Genomic DNA, 18,665 nt, shown 5'->3' on the forward strand with positions numbered 1-18,665 from the left:
ATGACGGCAAGCATCATCGATGGAAAGGTCATTGCAGCGGAGCTTCGTGAGCGCGTCGCCGCAGAGGTCGCGCGGGTCAAGCGCGATCATCAGCTGACGCCGGGCCTGGCGGTGGTGCTGGTCGGCCATGATCCCGCCAGCGAGGTCTATGTCCGCAGCAAGCACAAGCAGACCCAGGCCGCCGGCATGGCCTCGTTCGAGCACAAATTGCCCGACGACGTCGCGCAAGCCGATCTGCTGGCGCTGATCGCAAAGCTCAACCGCGACCCTGATGTGCACGGCATTCTCGTGCAGTTGCCGCTGCCGAAATCGATCCACACCGAAACCATCATCAACGCCATCGATCCGGCCAAGGATGTCGACGGGCTGCATCCGAGCAATGCCGGACGCCTCGCCGGCGGCTTTACCGCGCTGTCGCCGTGCACGCCGCTCGGCTGCATCATCCTGACCAAGAGTGTGCATGCCTCGCTCGAGGGCCTGAACGCGATCGTGATCGGCCGCTCCAACCTGGTCGGCCGTCCGTTGGTGCAACTGCTGCTCAACGAAAACGCCACGGTGACGATCGCGCATTCGCGCTCGCGCGATCTCGCGCAACTCTGCGCCCGCGCCGATCTGGTCTATGCCGCCGTCGGCAAACCCGAAATGGTGCGCGCGGACTGGGTCAAGCCGGGCGCCACCGTGATCGATATCGGCATCAACCGGTTTCCGACATCGGACGGCAAGACCCGTCTCGTCGGCGATGTCGCGTTCAAGGAAGTGGCCGAAGTGGCCGGCGCCATCACGCCGGTGCCCGGAGGTGTCGGGCAGATGACCGTGGCTTGCCTGCTGGTGAATACGCTGCGCGCGGCCTGCGCGATTCACAAGCTGCCCGCGCCGGGGGTTTAGGCGGCTGTCATTCCGGGATGGTCCGAAGGACCAGACCTCAGATGCGCAATTGCGCATCGGGGAATCTCGAGATTCCGGGTTCGATGCTTCGCATCGCCCCGGAATGACGACTACGTCGTCACCCCGCGCAATTCTCGATCAGCCGCCGGTAGAACCGGATCATGTCGGCATAGCCCTCGACGCTGAGGCGTTCGTTGGTGCCGTGAAAGCGCTTCAGGTCGTCGGAATTCGCGCGCACCGGCGAGAAGCGGAAAATCCTGTCGGTGACGCCGACATAGTGCCGCGAGTCGGTGGCGGCCACCATCAGGCCGGGCGCGACGACGACATCCGGAAATATTTCGCGGATCGTGCGGTTCAGCATCTGGAACGACGGGTTTGCGGTTGCCGTTACCGGCGGCGGGTCGGTATTGCCGGGAAACGGCGTGATGGAAATGCGTTCGTTGGCGATCGTGGTCCGCACATGATCGACCACGCTGGATTGCGTGTCGCCGGGGATCAGGCGGAAGTTGACGGTCGCCTCGGCGTTGCCGGGCAGCACGTTGTCCTTGTCGCCGGCGTTGAAGATGGTCAACGCCGTGGTGGTGCGCACCATCGCTTCGGTGGGCCCGCTCTTTTCGAATTCGCGCAATAATAGCGGCTTGAACAGCCACAGGTTCGACAGCGCCACGCGGTTGAAGCCGGCCATCTCGGGCGCCAACGTGTCGAACATTTCCGCCACCGTGCTGCGGATCTGCATCGGCAGGCGATGATCTTCCAGCCGCGTCAGCGCCGCGCTCATCATGCCGATGGCGGTATCGCGCGGCGGCATCGACGAATGGCCGGGCGTCGCATGCGCGTTCAGCACCACCGTGGCGTAGCCCTTTTCGGCGACGCCGATCAGCGCGGCCGGTCTGTCGAGGCCCTTCATGATGCCTTCGGTGATCAACAGGCCCTCGTCGATCACGAAATCGAGGCGCACGCCGCGCGAGGCCAATAGTGCGGCGATCGACTTGGCGCCTGATGTGCCCGCGGTTTCCTCGTCATGGCCGAAGGCAAAATAGATGGTTCGCTTCGGGCGGAACCCGGCCTTGGCCATCGCCTCGGCGGCTTCCAGCATCGAATACAGGTTGCCCTTGTCGTCCCAGGAACCACGGCCCCAGATGTAGCCGTCGGCAATGACGCCGTCGTAGGGCGGTTGTTGCCAGTCCTTTTCGGTGCCGGGTGCGACCGGCACCACGTCCTGATGCGCAAGCAGCGCGATCGGCTGCGCCTTTGGGTCGTTCTTGGGATCGGAGCCCTCCCATGTGTAGAGCAGGCTGTAGTTGGCGACCACCTCACGCTTGGCGGCGGCGTGGAACGCCGGAAAGCTCTTTTCGATATGGGCCTGCATGCCGCGCAGCGCTTCGGCGTGCTGCTCGGGCTTTTCGTAGCTCGAAATGGTTTTGAACCTGATGGCCTCGCTCAGTCGCGTCGCGGCCGCCTGGGCGTCGACCGCCGCGCGCGGTACCGCCGCCACCTGAAGCTGCCGCGAGCCGTGGGTCGCGACGTTGAACGCCAGTACGCCGGCGACGACCACGATCGCCGCGATCGCGAGCAGCAGGATGTTGCGGATGATTTTGATGAGCCGGCGCATGGTGACTATCTCCCCTGATGGTGAGGAGCGCGTCTTCGCGCGTCTCGAACCATGAGGCCAACGGTTTGTGCCCGTGCGGGGCTCTCATCCTTCGAGACGCCCGCTGACGCGGGCTCCTCAGGATAAGGGATTGGTGCTTCGAACTACTTCCCCTTGGCGCGCGCGATGCCTTCCAGGATCAGTTTGTGCGCATCTTCGGCGTCGCCCCAGCGCAGCACCTTCACCCATTTGCCGGGTTCGAGATCCTTGTAGTGCTCGAAGAAGTGCTGGATCTGCTGCAGCGTGATGTCGGGGAGGTCGTTGTAGTTCTTCACCTTGTCGTAGCGCTGGGTCAGCTTGGATGAGGGAACCGCGATGATCTTCTCGTCGCCGCCGGCTTCGTCTTCCATCAGCAGCACGCCGACCGGCCGCACGCTCATGACCGCGCCCGGGACGATGGCGCGGGTGTTGGCCACCAGCACGTCGCAGGGGTCGCCGTCGCCCGACAGCGTGTGCGGGATGAAGCCGTAATTGCCGGGATAGCGCATCGCCGTATAGAGGAAGCGGTCGACCACCAGCGTGCCGGCGTCCTTGTCCATTTCGTATTTGATCGGCTCGCCGCCGACAGGCACTTCGATGATGACGTTGACCTCGTGCGGCGGATTTTTTCCGATCGAAATGGCGTCAATGCGCATGGAGGGCTCCGGCTTTGCGTTGAAGGACGCGCCCTGAATCGGCCGCGTGTCAGGGCCGGTTTAGACCGGCAGCAAAGCAGGGAAAAGCCTGAAATAGGCTCAGTTGGTCCAGGCGAAGGCGACCTTGTCGAGCGACTTCGGTCCGAATTTCTCCGAGGAGCGGGCGACCATGCGGCCGCCAAGGGCGCGATAAAATTCCGTCGCCGGATCGTTGTCGGACAGTGCCCAGATCACCATGCTCTTGAGCCCGCTCTGCACCAGGTCGCGGCGTGCGGCGGTGAACAGGCGGCGGCCGAAGCCGAGGCCCTGGAATTCCGGCCGCAGGTAGAGCTCGTAGATCTCGCCTTCGAAATGCAGGCTGCGGGCGCGGTTACGGCCATAGTTGGCGTAGCCGGCAACCTTGTCGCCGAACACCAGCACGCTGACACGGCTGCCTTTGCGGATCGCTGAGTCCCACCATTGCGGGCCGCGACGGTTGATCAGCTTCTCAAGTTCTGCGCCGGGGATGATGCCCTGATACGCCGAGCGCCAGGCTTCGTCATGGGTAGACGCCACCGCGGCTGCATCCGCAGCTTTGGCCGGTCGAACCTCGATCAGGGTTGTGCTCATGATCCAATCAAAGCAAGTCAGCGGCCCGGCTTCAAGGTCCATCGTTAATTATGGGTTAACCTGTGGATTTTCTGCATCAGTTTCTTAACCCTTCTGTACCGAAAGAGGACAAAGCGCTGCTTTGCCCGGCATTTCGCTGATGCGAGGAAGGGCAAAACCCTCCGGGAATCCCTTCGGGGAACGCCGTCGCGAAATCCCGTTCACGGAAAAATGCACCGGATTTGATTCGCCGCCGGTATTCTGTTGGTCCATCCGCGTCCCCTTCCTTGGCTGCGTCAGGCCCGTTCATGCATCCAGTCAGAGTGTTTCTTATCGCCGCGGCCGTCGTCGCGCTCGGCGTGACGACCGGGTCGGCGCAACCGGCTTTCGGCCCGCAGGGTGCCGAGGGAGAGCCAAATCGCCTGCAGCAATGGCTGGTGCCGTCGCCGGATCCGGCCACGCCGGCGCATGCCGTGCTGTTTCGCCCACCCGGCGACGGTCCGTTTCCGCTTGTCCTGATCGCGCACGCCACCACCCAGAACGTGCTGCGCCGCGCGCAAATGCCGCAGCCGGAATACCGGGCGCTGGCAGCATGGCTGGTGGCGCGCGGCTATGCCGTGCTGGTTCCCGAGCGTTTGGGCCATGGCGCGACCGGCGGAAAGTACCTCGAAGACCAGGGCGGCTGCGACGATGCCGACTACGCCAAATCCGGCCGCGCCACCGCCGACGAGATTGCGTCGGCCGCAGGCTTTGTGCGCAACCAACCCTTCATCCGGCCGGGCGGCATGGTCGTGATCGGCCATTCGGCCGGTGCCTGGGGCGCGCTGGCGCTGGCGAGCGAAGACCCCAGGGACATCGCTGTTATCATCGCCTTCGCGCCCGGCCGCGGCGGCCATGCCAATGATTTTCCCAATCAGGTCTGCGCGCCGCACACCCTGGTTTCCGCGGCGGGCGCGTTCGGCAAGGCCGCGCACGTCAAGGTGACGTGGCTGGTGGCGGCCAATGACAGCTACTTCTCGCCGGCGCTGTCGAAGCAACTGGCCGACGCGTTCCGCAACGCCGGCGGTCAGGTCGATTTTCGCGCGTTGCCGGCCTACGGCAGCGAGGGACACTGGCTGCCCGAAACCGAAGCTGGTGTAAGACTGGCCGGACCCGATCTCGATCGCGCCTTGAAACCGCGATCCCCCACGCCGGCCAAAAAACGATGACGCTGTATTTTCTCGTCAAATATCTGCACGTGCTGGGCGCCATCGTGATCCTCGGCACCGGCTCGGGAATCGCGTTCTTCATGCTGATGGCGCATCGCTCGGGCGATGCGGCCTTCATCGCGCGCACGGCGGCGACGGTCGTGTTCGCCGACATGCTGTTCACGCTGACGGCGGTGTTGCTGCAACCCGTCAGCGGCGGCGTATTGATGATGCTCTCGTCAACCGAGGTGACCGAACGCTGGCTAATGACTTCGCTCGGGCTTTATGCGGTCGCAGGATTGTTCTGGGTGCCCGTGATCTTCATGCAGATCGAGATGCGCGAGCTCGCACGCAAGGCTGCAACGGAGAGCCTACCGTTGCCGCCACGTTATTTCGCGCTGTTCCGCCGCTGGTTCCTGTTCGGCATTCCCGGCTTCGGTTCGGTCATGGCGATCCTCTGGCTGATGATCGCCAAACCCTTTTGAGGTCGATGTGGAAGCCGCGATCGTATCACGCAAAATCCTGGTCCTCGGCGCTTCCGGCCTGATCGGACGGTTCGTCACCGACGATCTGCGCCTGCGCGGCTTTCAGGTGTTCGGCGTCGCGCGGCAGTTTTCGCCGTCGCAAAGGCAAAGCGCTGCCGATCTCGAATTGCCGGTCATGTCGATGGATGCGGCGGCGCTGTCGCGGTTGATCTGGGAGCGCGAGATTGATGTCGTGGTCAACTGCCTAGGCGTGTTGCAGGACGGTCCGGGCAGCGATACCGGCGCCGTGCACCGCGATTTCGTCGCGCGGCTGCTGGCGGCGATCCGCGACAGTGGCCGGCCGGTTCGTCTGGTCCACATCTCGATCCCCGGCGCCGCCAACGAGGACCGTACCGCCTTCAGCCAGACCAAGCGGGAGGCCGAGCGGCTGATCGCGGCATCTGGCGCAGCTTACGCAATTCTGCGGCCGGGCTTTGTGGTCGCGCCGGCGGCCTATGGCGGCAGCGCGATGCTGCGTGCGCTGGCGGCGTTTCCGCTGCAATTGCCGGCGGAGGAAGCCGCGACCCCGTTCCAGCCGGTCGCGGTGGAGGATATCGCCGCGACCATTGCCTGGCTCGCCCTCCGCGACATCGATGACGCCGCGACCCGTGCCGTGGCCTGGGACATGATGCAGCCGCAGCCGGTGACGCTGTCCGGCGTCATCGACCAATTCCGCTGGTCGCTCGGCACGTCCCGCTGGCCGCGCGTGACGATGCCGGCCTTCCTGCTCGATCTCGGCGCCCGATTGGGCGACCTCGCCAACCGCCTCGGCTGGATGCCGCCGATGCGTTTCACTGCGATCGCCGAATTGCGGCGCGGTGTCACCGGTGACCCCTCGGGCTGGATGGAAGCGACCGGCATCGTGCCGAAAACCATCGCCCAGGCCGTGGGCGGCCACGTCGCCACCATTCAGGACAAATGGTTCGCGCGGCTATTCCCAGTGAAGGCGCTTGTCATCGCGAGCCTGAGCCTGTTCTGGACCGTGTCGGGCTTCATCGCGCTGTTCATTTCCTATTCCGCAGCCACCGGTATTCTGAGCTCGCACGGCTTTCCGCCGTCGCTGATCGGGCCGGTGACTGTGCTCACCAGCCTGACGGACATGAGCATTGGCGTGCTGATCGCCTTCCGCCGCACCTGCGCGATTGGATTAGTCGCCGGTATTCTCGCCTCGCTCGGCTATATGGTGGGCGCGGCGATCCTGACGCCGGATCTCTGGATCGAACCGCTCGGCGCGCTGGTCAAGACCGGGCCGGCGATCGTGCTGATGCTGGTAGCGCTGCTGATAATGGATAACCGATGAGCAACTGGCCTGACGACGACGTGATCCTGTACGATGGCGTTTGCATCTTCTGCTCGCGCTGGATCCGCTTCGTTGCCGTCAGCGACACCGCGCACCGCTTCCGCTTCACGGCGATCCAGTCGCCTTACGGCACAAGACTGGCGCAGGCCTTCGGCATCGACCCCAATGATCCCGACACCAACGCCGTGGTTCATGGCGGCGTCGCATACTTCAAGTCCGACGCGGCGTTGACCGTGCTGAGTTCGCTGCCGGGATGGGGCTGGACGCGCGCCTTGTTCGGGGTGCCGAAGCCGCTCCGTAACGCGGTCTACAGCCTTGTTGCGCGCAACCGCTACCGGATTTTCGGGAAGTATGAGGAATGCTTTATCCCGGATGCGGAGATGCGGGCGCGGGTGATGGAGTAGGTGGCCATGGATCACGTTAGCGTTGCCTCCGCGAAATTCCACGTCCCGGCGGGTGAGGATTTTCTGCTGCTGTCGCCAACGGCGCAGGCCTATGCGTACCGCAACGTCGATCGCATGTTCGCGACGCGGCCGATCCGCCGGGGCAATACGGTTTTGCAACTCGAGCGGGGCCGGGAGATTTCGCCGCAATACCAGGCCGATCAGGCCACGCATGGCGTCGACGCGTATATCGAACGCGCCAACGTCGCAGGCCTTTTGGTCATCAGGAACGAGCAGATCGTTTTGGAGCGCTACTCCCTCGGGTTGGAGGAAAACCAGCGCTGGTCGTCGATGTCGATGATCAAGTCGCTGACGTCGACATTGGTCGGCGCCGCGTTGCAGCAGGGCGCGATCTCGAGCCTCGACGACGCAGTCTCGAAATATATCCCGGCGCTGCGCGGCTGCGCCTACGACGCGGTCACGGTTCGCAGCCTGCTCACGATGTCCTCCGGCGTGCGCTGGAGCGAGGATTACACCGATCGAAACTCCGACGTGAACCGCTACAGCAAGTCGCTCGGCGACAAGGTCCCCGGCGGCGTGCTGGCGCTGATGCGCAGCCTGAAGGCCGAGCATCCGCCCGGCCATCATTTTTCCTACAACACCGGCGACACCTACGTGCTCGGCTGCCTGGTTTCGGCGGTGACGGGGAAAAACCTCGCCGATTTCATGTCGGAGACGATCTGGTCTCCGCTCGGCATGGAGTTCGACGCTTTCTATACGCTGGAATCGGAAGGCGGGCAGGAGATCGGCGGCAGCCGCGCCGGCATCGCGCTGCGGGATTTCGGCCGCTTCGGCGTTTTCCTGCTGCGCAACGGCGTGATCGATCACACGCCCGTGCTTCCCGCCGACTGGATCGAAAGCGCGAACCGCCGCGCGTTCGTCTTCGAAGCCGACACCAATCGGTACGGAGCGACAGGATACGGCTATAGCTGGTGGATCGATCCGGACGACTCCATGGCCGCCGTCGGCTTTGCCGGTCAGTCGCTCTATGTGAACCGCAAGGCCGGGGTCGTCATCGTCACGCTGTCATGCCAACCGCAGCCGCCGTATTCGGAGGCGTATAGTGTCGATCTGAAAGCTGAGTATCACGCGTTCAAGAATGCGGTGCTGGCGGAGGTTGGTTGATGGAGCAAGCCGTCATTGCGAGGAGCGCTAGCGACGACGCAATCCATCGCGCCGAGCAAAGAAAGAATGGATTGCTTCGCTTCGCTCGCAATGACGGTAATGACGTTCATCGCGCCAGCGCCAGCACCTCTCCCGCCGCTCTCTGACCACTGTCCCTCGCCCCATGCGCGGTCGAGAAAAATCCCGGCGAGGTCGCTTCGCCCGCAAAGAACAGACGGCCATCGACCGGTGCCGCCAGCACCGCGCGCTTGTCGGCGTGACCGGGCAAAGCATGGGAGTAGGAGCCGCGGGCGAAGGGGTCGTGGGCCCAGCGCGACTCGGCAAGCGGCTTCAGCTTCTTTCTCAAGTCGTTGCCGAGGAAGCCCACGATCTCGTCGATGCTATGCTCGGCAAACGCGCCCGGGCCGGCGTCTTCCAGCGAATGCGCGAAACGGCCGCCGAAAAAGCCTTCGATGCAGGGCTGGCCGAACGGGCGGATGTGATAGGTGCCCATCTCGGTGCGCATGGTGGCGCCGCGCAGATTGCCTTCGACCGGCAAGGCTTCGGGCTCTGCGAGCGCCAGCGTCACCTTGTCGGCGAGGCCGAGCGGCAGGCCGCGCGCGGCGTCGATCTTGGCGGTCAAGGGCGGATCGAAGCGGATCGCTTCGTCGGCGATCAGGTTGGTCGGCACGGTGACGATCACCTTGGCTGCGGTCAGGGTGCCCTGCGAGGTCTCGATGCGGATGCGCTGGCCGGAGTGATCGATCAGCGTCACCTCGCAGTTGAGCGCGAGCGGGCATGTTGCGCCATAGGCCGCCATCAGCGCGCCATAGCCGCGGCGGACGCGCCAGTTGAGATCGGTATCTTCATAGGCGTCCATGTCCAGGATTGAGACCTGGTCGAGCTCGCAGCCGTTGATGTAGGTCGAGATCGCGTCGATCATCGGGTTCCAGCGGTTGCCGGGTTCGAGGCAGAGATTGGCGGCGCTGTCGCGATGATTTTTCTTGGCGACTTTGGCCGCTTGCTCGGCGCGGTCATAGAAGCCGTCGAGGGCGGCGATGAAATCGTCGCGCTCGGCTTGCGGGAACGCCTTGCCATAGGCGCGTTCGCGCCACGGCGGCAGGGTCTTGTTGATCTCGAAGTTGAGTTGTTCGGCGATCTTCACGAACGAGTTCTGGTCGGCCGAATGCAGCCAGCCGCAACCAAGGTCGAAGACGACGTCAGGCGAAGCCATGATGGTGTGGGCGCGGCCGCCGACGCGGTCGCGCGCTTCCAGCACGAGGGTGGAAAGGCCTGAAAGCTTCAGGGCATGCGCGGCGCCGAGGCCTGCGGCGCCGGCGCCGATGATCGCGACATCGACTGAGGAGGGGAGGGACGTCATGTCTCCGCCTCTAGCATGTTCGGCGGCCGCCCTGAAGCCGCCTCATTCACACTGTCGTCACCCGCGAAGGCGGGTGACCCAGTATTCCGAGAGGGTTGTGATTATCCGATAAACTGCGGCGTACTGGATGCCCCGTCTTCGCGGGGCATGACAGCTTACGCCACTTCCTGCTTGGACTTTTCCGCGCGCTTGCGGTCGTTGGCGTCCAAGAACTTCTTGCGCAGGCGGATCGACTTCGGGGTGATCTCGACCAGTTCGTCTTCCTCGATATAGGCCAGCGCCTTTTCCAGGGTCATGCGGATTGGCGGCGTCAAGCGCACCGCTTCGTCCTTCGACGTGGTGCGGATGTTGGTGAGCTGCTTGCCCTTGAGGATGTTGATCTCGAGGTCGTTGTCGCGGGTGTGCTCGCCGACGATCATGCCCTTGTAGACCTTCCAGCCCGGCTCGATCATCATCGGGCCGCGGTCTTCCAGCTTGAACATGGCGTAGGCGACGGCCTCGCCCTGGTCGTTGGAGATCAAGACGCCGTTGCGGCGGCCCTGGATGTCGCCCTTGTAGGGCAGGTAGTTGTGGAACAGGCGGTTGATGATCGCCGTGCCCTTGGTGTCGGTCATCAGTTCACCCTGATAGCCGATCAGGCCGCGGGTCGGCGCGTAGAATACCAGACGCAGGCGGTTGCCGCCCGACGGGCGCATCTCGATCATCTCGGCCTTGCGCTCGCTCATCTTCTGCACGACCACGCCGGAGAATTCCTCGTCGACGTCGATCACGACTTCCTCGACCGGCTCCAGCAAGGTGCCGTTCTCGTCCTTGGTCAGCACCACGCGCGGGCGCGACACCGACAGCTCGAAACCTTCGCGGCGCATGGTCTCGATCAGGATCGCGAGCTGCAATTCGCCGCGGCCCGACACTTCCATGGCATCGCGGTCCTGCGATTCGACGACGCGGAGCGCGACGTTACCCTCGGCCTCGCGCAGCAGGCGGTCGCGGATCAGGCGGCTGGTGACCTTGTCGCCTTCGGTGCCGGCGAGCGGGGAGTTGTTGACGATGAACGACATCGACACCGTCGGCGGATCGATCGGCTGCGCCTGGATCGGCGTTTCGACGGAGGGATCGCAGAAGGTGTCAGCGACGGTGCCCTTGGGCAAGCCCGCGATCGCGACGATGTCGCCGGCCTCGGCGAGGTCGACCGGCTGCCGTTCAAGGCCGCGGAACGCCAGGATCTTGGTGATGCGGCCGGTTTCCACCAGCTTGCCGTCGCGCGAAATCACCTTCACCGACTGGTTCGGTTTGACCGAGCCGGAGGCGATGCGGCCGGTGATGATGCGGCCGAGATAGGGGTTGGCTTCGAGGATGGTGCCGAGCAGCCGGAACGGGCCTTCCTCGACCACCGGCGGCGCCACGTGCTTGATGACGAGGTCGAACAGCGGCTGCATGCCGTCCTCGTGGGAGGCCTCCGGGGTGGTCCCCATCCAGCCGTTCTTGCCCGAACCGTACAGGATCGGGAAATCGAGCTGGTCGTCGGTAGCGTCGAGCGCGGCGAACAGGTCAAACACCTCGTTCACGACTTCGGTGATGCGGGCGTCCGGGCGGTCGACCTTGTTGATGGCGACGATCGGCTTCAGGCCGAGCTTGAGTGCCTTGCCGACCACGAACTTGGTCTGCGGCATCGGGCCTTCGGCGGCGTCGACCAGCACGATCACGCCGTCGACCATCGACAGGATGCGCTCGACCTCACCACCGAAATCGGCGTGGCCGGGGGTGTCGACGATGTTGATCTGGGTGTCTTTCCACTGCACCGAAGTGCACTTGGCCAGAATGGTGATGCCGCGTTCGCGCTCCAGATCGTTGGAGTCCATCGCGCGCTCTACCTGACGTTCGTTGTCGCGATAGGTGCCGGATTGTTGCAGCAGCTTGTCGACGAGCGTGGTTTTGCCGTGGTCGACGTGGGCGATGATGGCGATGTTGCGAAGCTTCATGATTCTCTTCTGCATCAGGACATAGGCTGGAGCGCGATCTCGCCGGAAAACCGGGACCCACTTTTCCGGATCGTGCTCAAAACCTGAAATTCGGGGGACGCTTGGTCCCAAAAAGGAAGCCCGGCCAAAAGGACCGGGCAAACCCTACTCGTTGCGGCGCAATATATTCAGAAAACGCCAAAAAACAAGGGTTTATTGGGTGGTTGGTTAGCCGATTTCGGCATGGCAGTCGCTTGGCAGCGGCCTAATTGCCCTTTTCGGGGTCAGGATAGACCCCCCGCAAGACTTCTTCGAAATGGTTCTTGACCGCCTCGTTGCAGAGGCAGGATCGAGCCCGCAGGCCGTCCGGGTTGCGGACCAGAATCGAGCCCCGGCGCGTCTCCAGAATACCCTCCGCCTTGAAGGTCTGGATCACCCGGCTGGTATAGGAGCGGCCGACACCCAGCAGCGTCGACAACTGCTCGTGGGTCAGCGGGACGACCTCGTCGCCGTCCGTGCGTTCCATCGCCGAAATGATCCATTTGGCGGTTCGCTGCTCGATCGAATGGATGGCGTTGCAGGCGGTGGACTGGAACATCTGCGCCAGCATGCAGTCGGCGTAGCGTGCGAAGATATTGCTCAGCGTGGGCGATTTCGCCTTCACCGCATCGAGCTTGCTGACCGCCAGCCGCACGAAGGGACCGGCGAACTTGACCATGATGCGGGTATAGGCCGGCAGATATCCCTGGCTGACGATGCCGCCGACCGCGCCTTCGCGGCCGACCAGAATGGTTTCGACGTCGCGGCCGTCCTCGTTGGCAACCAAGTAGGACACCAGACTGGGTCCGCATGGGAAATGCACGGTCTCGACGTCGTCGCCGGGGTTATAGAGCAGCTCGCCCGGACCGGTGTCGGCCGCGACCAGATGCGGATCGATCAGCGCGAAATCGGCGCTGCTGAGCCGGCGCAGCAGGTTGTTGAGCGGCCGCTCGCCGGCCGCCTCGTTTGGTCGCGTGAGCATGGAAATCCCTGTTCCCCTCCAAACACAATAATCGGCTTCCCGCCGCCGGTATGTTCACTAGTGAACAGACTAGGTAACGGCGATGTGGTGGTTTCAGTTCCGGAACCTGCGGCGCGCTCACCCCGAGGCGTCGATTTTCAGGTTTCCCTCCGGGCTTTCGCCGAGGCATCAATGCTGAACCTGTCATCCGGCACGAGCATGAAACCCGCCTCTTTCGACGGCATGCCCAACGACGTCTTGATCGTCGAGGACGATCCGATCATCGCCCTCGACTTCGAGGACACGCTGCTCGGCTTTGGCGTGAAGACGGTCCGCAGCGCGGCCAGTGTGGTCAGGGCGCTCGATCTGATCGAACAGCGGCCGCCGGATTTTGCGCTGCTCGACGTCGGCCTGATCCGCGAAAACAGTTTTGCGGTCGCCGAACGGCTGGCGGCGCTAAAGATTCCGTTCGTTTTCGTCACCGGCTATGGCAGCGACGCCCGGCTGCCGGCCGCTTTCGCCAACCAGCCGCGGCTGCCCAAACCCTATTCGACCGACGCGCTCAAGGCGCTGTTGAACAAGCGCTGAGCGCGTCTGCCGCCTAAACCGGCTTCGGATCCAGCGTCGTCGACCACAACGCGACGTCGGCGCGATCGCGCAGCGTCACCGTCATCTGCCCGCTGGCGCCGTCGATCTTGACGTGGCCGAAGAACTGCATGCCGGCGGATGGCGGCAGGTTCTGCTTGTCGAGGCCGGGCGCCTTGATGAAGCGCACCTCGGGGCCAAACGTATTGTCGAGTTCGTTCGGGCCGAACGTGCCGGCATGCAGCGGGCCGGAGACGAATTCCCAGAACGGATCGAATTCCTGGAACTGGGCCTTGTCCGGGTTGTAGTAATGCGCGGCGGCGTAATGCACGTCCGCCGTCAGCCATACCGTGTTGACGACGCCCGAGGTCTTGATGAAGCGCAGGATGTCGGCGATCTCGAGTTCGCGCCCGCGCGGCGGACCATCACCCTGGGCAAAGGCTTCCGAACCCTTTTTGTTGGCCGCATCGTCATAGACGATGATGGAAAGCGGCATGTCGGAGGCGATCACCTTCCAGGTGGCGCGCGAGTTCAACAGCGCGCGCTTCAGCCACGCGAGCTGCTCGGGTCCGATGAAATAGCTGTCGTGCCCGTAGCTGGTCTGCAGGTTCGGACCGTTGGGACCGCGATAGCTGCGCTCGTCCAGCATGAAGACGTCGAGATGCGGGCCGTAATTGAGCGTGCGATAGACCCGGCCCGGCTCGACGATGCTCTCGCGCATCGGATACATTTCGTGGAACGCGCGGGCGGCGCGCGCCGCCAGCAGGGTGATGTCGCGCTCCTTGTAGGCGGCGGGCAACTGCTTCGAGGCCGACCAGTTGTTGGTGACCTCGTGGTCGTCCCACTGCACGAAGATCGGCACCTCGGCGTTGAAGGCGCGCAGATTGTCGTCCAGGAAATTGTATTTGTGGGCGGCGCGGAATTCGTCGAGCGTCTCGGCGACCTTGGCCTTCTCCGGGATCGTCACGTTCTTCCAGAGTTTGCCGTCGGCAAGCTTCACTTCGGACGGGATCACGCCGTCGGCATAGATGGTGTCGCCGGAATGCAGCAGGAAATCCGGACGGTGCTTGCGCATGGTGGCAAAGGTGAACATGCCGCCGTCATCCGGATTGATGCCCCAGCCCTGTCCGGCGACGTCGCCGCCCCAGACGAAACTGACGTCGCGTCGATCGGCCGGCGCGGTCCGGAACCGTCCGACCACGGCTTCGCTCTGGATGTCGGTATGCGAGAGGTCGCGAAAGCGGACGCGGTAGAAGATGTCCTGTCCCGCGGGCAGGTTTTCCAGCAGCATTTTTGCGGTGAAATCGCTTTCGGGCAGCGCCGCGATCGGCGGCAGCGCTCGCGCATTGGCAAAGGATTCCGTGGTGGCGACCTCGACCATCATCTGCGAGGGCCGGTCGGCGCGCGCCCACACCACGCCGCCATCGGCGCCGACGTCGCCGGATTGCACGCCATGCGTGATCAGTGGCCTGTCAGCAGCGCGGCTGAGATAGGGCATCGCCAGCACGCCGATGGCGCCTGAACCCGCGGTGGAAAGAAAACGGCGCCGGGAAATGCGAAACGTCATGCGAGCCTCCTTAAGCCAGGCACCATAGTGCACGGCAATCGCCGACAGACCTAAAAAGAATTGATGACGGTTCGATTACAGAAACAAGCCGTTCAGGCGATACCGGCGGCCCGGAACTGGGCGCTCGCCCGCTGCAGGTTTTGCGGCATGTTCATCAACAGCGCCTTGCGATCGGCGACGGCGTTGTGAAATTGCTCGATCGCGATGTTGAACGCCGTCAACGTGCCATCTTCGATCGCGCCGTGTTCGAAGCACACCAGCGTATCGCGCAGAATGGCGTCGGCTTCCGATTGCATCTGGTCGAGCTCGTCCATCGAATCGCTGCCGCGGGCGGCGGTCAGCATTTCCAGCAGCCGGTCGCGCTGCGAGGTGTTGAGGCTGCGCTCGTCCTTCTTCAGGTAGCCGGCAAACCACGCACCGGCGGAGCCCATCGCCGACAATCCCATCAATCCCCACCAGATGAAATCGCTGTAGCGGTCGAGGAAGGTTTTTTCCTCGCCGTCGACAAAGGCGGCGGCGCCGGGATGGACCGGGATGGTGGCGTCCTTGTCGGTGTCCGGCGTCTCGATCTTCGCGGCAAGTGGAAATTCAGTCTTCAGGGTTTGCCGGATCGCGAACAATTGCCGGGTGAAGGCGGCGACGGTCGATTCCGAAACGCCTTTGCGCGCCACGATGTGGTGCGAGAAGCTGATGGTCTTGACCTCTTCCTCGGGCTTGTCCGGCGCGGCGCCAAAGGTTCCGGCCGGGATTTCCGACGCCTCATAGGCCGGGTGGTTCTGCGCAATCGCGTCCGCCAGGTCGATCGCCAGGAATTTCGGCGTTCCGCCGTCGCGCGTCGAGGCCGCGATCGCATCCGCGGTGATCTTGCTGTTGACCGGGCCGGCCGCAAGATAGGCGTCCGCCTTCTGGTTGCGAATGGCATCGGCGGCCTCGTTGGCCGGAAACTGAATGATCTCGACCTTGGCGGGATCGACGCCGTATTGTGCCAGGATCACTTTCAACAAATTGACGTTGGCCGGGGTGCGGCCGACGACGCCGACCCGGCGGCCGGAGAGCTGCGCGATTTTCGCGATCTTCGGCGCGGCCTTCTTGCCCTTGGTCTTTGGCGCGGGTGGCACCCAAAGGACGACGACGTTCTTGCGCAGCGTCGCCACCGCTTGCGCATTTTTGGGTACCTCGAGGTCGCCGCGGATAATGGCGATATCGGCCTTGCCTTCGCCGAGCAGATTGGCGCTCGCGGCCGCCCCGTCGGTCTGGATCGGGCGCAGCCGGACCTGGCTGCGTTGTTGGTTGTTGAAGGCCTGCGTCAACGCCTGGACGACCTTGAGGTCGTCGCTGTTGGCCGGGCCAACCGCTACTCTGAGCGTCACCGGGCGCATCGCAAAATAATAACCCGCCGCCAGCGCGCCGACGATCGCCAGCACGCCGGCCAGCATGACGAATGTCGGGCGCTGCTTTGCCGGGCGGGGCGAGGCCGGAGCCGGCTTTTCGGCGGGGGCGGGGCCGTCAGTCATCAATCCCTGAACGATCGTTTGAGCTGCAATATCGTGTCGGCCATCTACTTATGGGGTCATTCTAGCAAATTTCCTGCCCAACCGGGGTTACATCTACGTCATGGTTACCGGGTCCGCGCGTGGCCATTGGACGCGCCGGGCGGCCGGTTTCAGGTGGGGATCCCGCGGGCGCCCATCGGTGTTAGGTTAGACCGGTGTGAAACAGGGAGGCGATCATGGTGGAACGGCTGTCGGCGGAGGCGCGCGTGGCGGCGCTGGCGGAGCTGCCGGGCTGGTCGGAGACCACCGGCCGCGAGGCGATCGCCCGGACGTTCATCTTCAGGGATTTCAACGAAGCCTTCGGCTTCATGACCCGCGCGGCGCTGGTCGCCGAAAAGAAAGACCATCATCCGGAGTGGAAGAACATCTACAAGACGGTGGAAGTCGTGCTGGCGACCCACGACGCCGGCGGCGTCACCCGGCTCGATATCGAGTTGGCCCGGGCCATGAACGGGATCGCGAGGCAACTGGGCGTTGGTTGATTCCGCGCAGCTTTCGACCTTGCGCGGGCGGCGATGCATCACCAGTTTTTGAACCAGTTGCATCGGCAGCGGCGGTCCGCCGCGCCGGATTTCAAGGAGCGCCGCGATGGCCTCGTCCGAACATACCGTGGGTTTCGAGCCTGCCGACCGGCTGGCGCAGGACCGCGAGAGTGTGCGCCGGCGCTTCTGGATCAAGCTGAAGCGGGTCGTTGCGAAGCTTCCGTTCGCCGAGGACCTGCTCGCGGCCTATTATTGCGCGTTCGACAAACAGACGCCGCGCCATGTGCAGGCGGCGCTGCTCGGCGCCATCGCCTACTTCATCCTGCCGTTCGATTTCATACCGGACATGCTGCCGGTGCTCGGTTTCACCGACGACGCCGCGATCCTGGCCACCGCCATCCGCATGGTCGCGGGCCATATCACCCAGGACCATCGCGATGCCGCCCGCGCCGCCTTGAAGCGCGGGATCGATGAAGCAGAGGTGGAATAGCAGAGACGAGCCATTCAATTCCCGTCATGGCCGGGCTTGTCCCGGCCATCCACGTCTTTCCCGCTTGCTGTGAGCAAAGACGTGGATGCCCGGCACACGGCCGGGCATGACGAGTATTACGACAAGATCACTTCGCGGGGGCCGGAGGACGGACCACCTGGGCCCGCGCGTTCTTGTCGGCTTCCCAGGCCTGGAACTGCTTGAACAGCGCTTCGCGGTCGGTCTCGTTCTTCACGGTCGCCGCGGTCGCCGGGCTCTGTTGCAGGAACGTGTCGAACCGGGCGCGGGTCACCGCTTCGATGTTATGGCTCTTCAGCCATTGATCGGCGATCGGAAGGCGATGCCAATCCTGCAGCGGCGCCGACAGCGAGACCTCCTTCCATTTCGGATGGAAGGGTGGGTTCTGGAACGTCGGGAATTTCGTGAAGAAGGCATCGACGAACAGCGAAAGCTTGCGATAGCGGTCGGTGTTCGGCGCCCAGTTGTAGGCCGCCAGCACCGCGGGGACCGCGATGGTGTCGACGCGCTCGCCCTCCGTAATCAGGTTCGGGTAATCCTTCGCCGTCAGCACCGCCGGTAGATAGTCGCCCTGCAACGGCTTGGCGTAGTCGACCGGAACGAAGTGGAAACGGTCCTTGTCGTCCTTGAATGCGCTGACCGACTTGTACGGCTTGCCGCCCACGGCAATCACGGCGTCGAGTTCACCTTTCTTCAGCATCTCCATCGAGATGCGCTGCTCGATATAGACGAGGTTCGGCTTGAGGCCGAGGCGCTCGAATACGATGGACGCCGTGACGAAGGTGCCGCCGTTGGGAAGGTCGACGCTGACCCTCTTGCCGTTGAGATCGGCGAGACTGCGGACCGATTTCGAGGCGATGACATACATCTCTTCGTTGTAGAGCTTGGTCACATAGGTGAACTGCTTCTTGATGTCCTTCGCAAAGCCCTTCCGCTCGAGATAATCGAGCGTATCGGCGCGCACGATGCCGAGATCGACGCCCTGCAGGAACAGAATGTCGGCGACGCTCTGCACCGATCCGCGCCCGACGATCGGGAGTACGCGCAACTTGTTGCCGTCGTCGAGTACGGAGGCGAGGTCGGCGCCGATCTGCACATAGGTGCCGCCGATCGTGCCGGAGATCAGCGTGACCGTGTTCTGATTCAGGGCCTGCTTGGTGGCGGCCGAACCGAACTGGAAAATAGCCTTGAGGCTTTCGCTGACCTTGGCCGGATCGAGCTCGGCCTCTTCGGCGCGAGCGGTCTGACCACAAACCATCATGATGGCAACCAGTGCCATCGCAAACAAACGTCGCATGTATCCCCCTGCGTAGT

At 63.8% G+C, this 18,665-nt stretch carries 18 protein-coding genes; 9 read left to right on the top strand and 9 right to left on the bottom strand.

All coding sequences use genetic code 11. The annotated features are described in order from the left end of the window. Nucleotides 1-885, top strand: coding sequence for a bifunctional methylenetetrahydrofolate dehydrogenase/methenyltetrahydrofolate cyclohydrolase FolD (gene folD, locus BLS26_RS18015; protein WP_092513306.1), 885 nt, complete (start codon nucleotides 1-3; stop codon nucleotides 883-885). Nucleotides 886-1,003: 118 nt separating this feature from the next. Here folD and BLS26_RS18020 read toward each other — a convergent pair whose 3' ends face one another. The 3 genes from BLS26_RS18020 to BLS26_RS18030 form a co-directional block, all read right to left on the bottom strand. Continuing rightward, nucleotides 1,004-2,497 carry a M20 family peptidase gene (locus tag BLS26_RS18020; protein WP_092513308.1) on the bottom strand — a complete coding sequence of 498 codons (1,494 nt, stop codon included), beginning with the start codon at nucleotides 2,495-2,497 and terminating at the stop codon, nucleotides 1,004-1,006. 143 nt (nucleotides 2,498-2,640) lie between these two features. Next, a complete protein-coding gene (ppa, locus tag BLS26_RS18025) occupies nucleotides 2,641-3,171 on the bottom strand; it encodes an inorganic diphosphatase (protein WP_092513310.1) in 531 nt (176 codons plus the stop codon). Nucleotides 3,172-3,270: 99 nt separating this feature from the next. Beyond that, on the bottom strand, nucleotides 3,271-3,780 hold the full coding sequence (locus BLS26_RS18030; RefSeq protein ID WP_074831403.1) for a GNAT family N-acetyltransferase: 510 nt from the start codon (nucleotides 3,778-3,780) through the stop codon (nucleotides 3,271-3,273). Between the two features lie 287 nt (nucleotides 3,781-4,067). Between BLS26_RS18030 and BLS26_RS18035 the strand changes: the two genes are divergently transcribed. The 5 genes from BLS26_RS18035 to BLS26_RS18055 are packed head-to-tail and all read left to right on the top strand — an operon-like array spanning nucleotide 4,068 to nucleotide 8,338. After that, on the top strand, nucleotides 4,068-4,967 hold the full coding sequence (locus tag BLS26_RS18035; RefSeq protein ID WP_092513313.1) for a S9 family peptidase: 900 nt from the start codon (nucleotides 4,068-4,070) through the stop codon (nucleotides 4,965-4,967). After that, nucleotides 4,964-5,431 (top strand): DUF2269 domain-containing protein, encoded by a 468-nt coding sequence (locus BLS26_RS18040; RefSeq protein ID WP_092513315.1) that lies wholly within the window; start codon nucleotides 4,964-4,966, stop codon nucleotides 5,429-5,431. The genes BLS26_RS18035 and BLS26_RS18040 overlap by 4 nt, the downstream gene beginning before the upstream one ends. 19 nt (nucleotides 5,432-5,450) lie before the next feature. After that, complete coding sequence (locus tag BLS26_RS18045; protein WP_092518198.1) at nucleotides 5,451-6,770, top strand: SDR family oxidoreductase; 1,320 nt, start codon at nucleotides 5,451-5,453, stop codon at nucleotides 6,768-6,770. Beyond that, nucleotides 6,767-7,174 carry a thiol-disulfide oxidoreductase DCC family protein gene (locus BLS26_RS18050; protein WP_092513317.1) on the top strand — a complete coding sequence of 136 codons (408 nt, stop codon included), beginning with the start codon at nucleotides 6,767-6,769 and terminating at the stop codon, nucleotides 7,172-7,174. The genes BLS26_RS18045 and BLS26_RS18050 overlap by 4 nt, the downstream gene beginning before the upstream one ends. A gap of 6 nt (nucleotides 7,175-7,180) precedes the next feature. Beyond that, on the top strand, nucleotides 7,181-8,338 hold the full coding sequence (locus BLS26_RS18055; protein ID WP_092513319.1) for a serine hydrolase: 1,158 nt from the start codon (nucleotides 7,181-7,183) through the stop codon (nucleotides 8,336-8,338). Between the two features lie 106 nt (nucleotides 8,339-8,444). Here the strand turns inward: BLS26_RS18055 and BLS26_RS18060 are convergent, their stop codons facing one another. The 3 genes from BLS26_RS18060 to BLS26_RS18070 all read right to left on the bottom strand — a co-directional run bounded on the left by BLS26_RS18060 (nucleotide 8,445) and on the right by BLS26_RS18070 (nucleotide 12,677). Then, entirely contained in the window at nucleotides 8,445-9,698 is a 1,254-nt protein-coding gene (locus tag BLS26_RS18060; protein ID WP_092513321.1) for an NAD(P)/FAD-dependent oxidoreductase, read from the bottom strand. 155 nt (nucleotides 9,699-9,853) lie between these two features. After that, on the bottom strand, nucleotides 9,854-11,677 hold the full coding sequence (typA, locus tag BLS26_RS18065) for a translational GTPase TypA (protein ID WP_092518200.1): 1,824 nt from the start codon (nucleotides 11,675-11,677) through the stop codon (nucleotides 9,854-9,856). A 244-nt stretch (nucleotides 11,678-11,921) separates the two neighbouring features. Continuing rightward, nucleotides 11,922-12,677 (bottom strand): Crp/Fnr family transcriptional regulator, encoded by a 756-nt coding sequence (locus BLS26_RS18070; protein WP_092513323.1) that lies wholly within the window; start codon nucleotides 12,675-12,677, stop codon nucleotides 11,922-11,924. 171 nt (nucleotides 12,678-12,848) lie between these two features. On the opposite strand from BLS26_RS18070, the gene BLS26_RS18075 reads away from it, so the two are divergent. Further along, nucleotides 12,849-13,244: a response regulator gene (locus tag BLS26_RS18075; RefSeq protein ID WP_244541613.1), complete on the top strand. Its 396-nt coding sequence runs from the start codon at nucleotides 12,849-12,851 to the stop codon at nucleotides 13,242-13,244. 13 nt (nucleotides 13,245-13,257) lie between these two features. Here BLS26_RS18075 and BLS26_RS18080 read toward each other — a convergent pair whose 3' ends face one another. Both BLS26_RS18080 and BLS26_RS18085 read right to left on the bottom strand, forming a co-directional pair. Continuing rightward, nucleotides 13,258-14,808, bottom strand: a complete 1,551-nt coding sequence (locus tag BLS26_RS18080) for an alkaline phosphatase (protein ID WP_092518204.1) — start codon at nucleotides 14,806-14,808, stop codon at nucleotides 13,258-13,260. Nucleotides 14,809-14,900: 92 nt separating this feature from the next. Next, entirely contained in the window at nucleotides 14,901-16,322 is a 1,422-nt protein-coding gene (locus BLS26_RS18085) for a TAXI family TRAP transporter solute-binding subunit (RefSeq protein ID WP_092513325.1), read from the bottom strand. Nucleotides 16,323-16,537: 215 nt separating this feature from the next. Between BLS26_RS18085 and BLS26_RS18090 the strand changes: the two genes are divergently transcribed. Together BLS26_RS18090 and BLS26_RS18095 are read left to right on the top strand one after the other, a co-directional pair. Further along, entirely contained in the window at nucleotides 16,538-16,843 is a 306-nt protein-coding gene (locus BLS26_RS18090; protein WP_092513327.1) for a 4a-hydroxytetrahydrobiopterin dehydratase, read from the top strand. Between the two features lie 106 nt (nucleotides 16,844-16,949). Continuing rightward, nucleotides 16,950-17,333 carry a YkvA family protein gene (locus tag BLS26_RS18095; RefSeq protein ID WP_092513329.1) on the top strand — a complete coding sequence of 128 codons (384 nt, stop codon included), beginning with the start codon at nucleotides 16,950-16,952 and terminating at the stop codon, nucleotides 17,331-17,333. Between the two features lie 127 nt (nucleotides 17,334-17,460). On the opposite strand, the gene BLS26_RS18100 is transcribed toward BLS26_RS18095, so the two are convergent. Next, nucleotides 17,461-18,648, bottom strand: a complete 1,188-nt coding sequence (locus BLS26_RS18100; protein ID WP_092513331.1) for a TAXI family TRAP transporter solute-binding subunit — start codon at nucleotides 18,646-18,648, stop codon at nucleotides 17,461-17,463. Nucleotides 18,649-18,665: the final 17 nt, after the last annotated feature.

Source organism: Afipia sp. GAS231 (assembly GCF_900103365.1).
Taxonomy (GTDB): domain Bacteria; phylum Pseudomonadota; class Alphaproteobacteria; order Rhizobiales; family Xanthobacteraceae; genus Bradyrhizobium.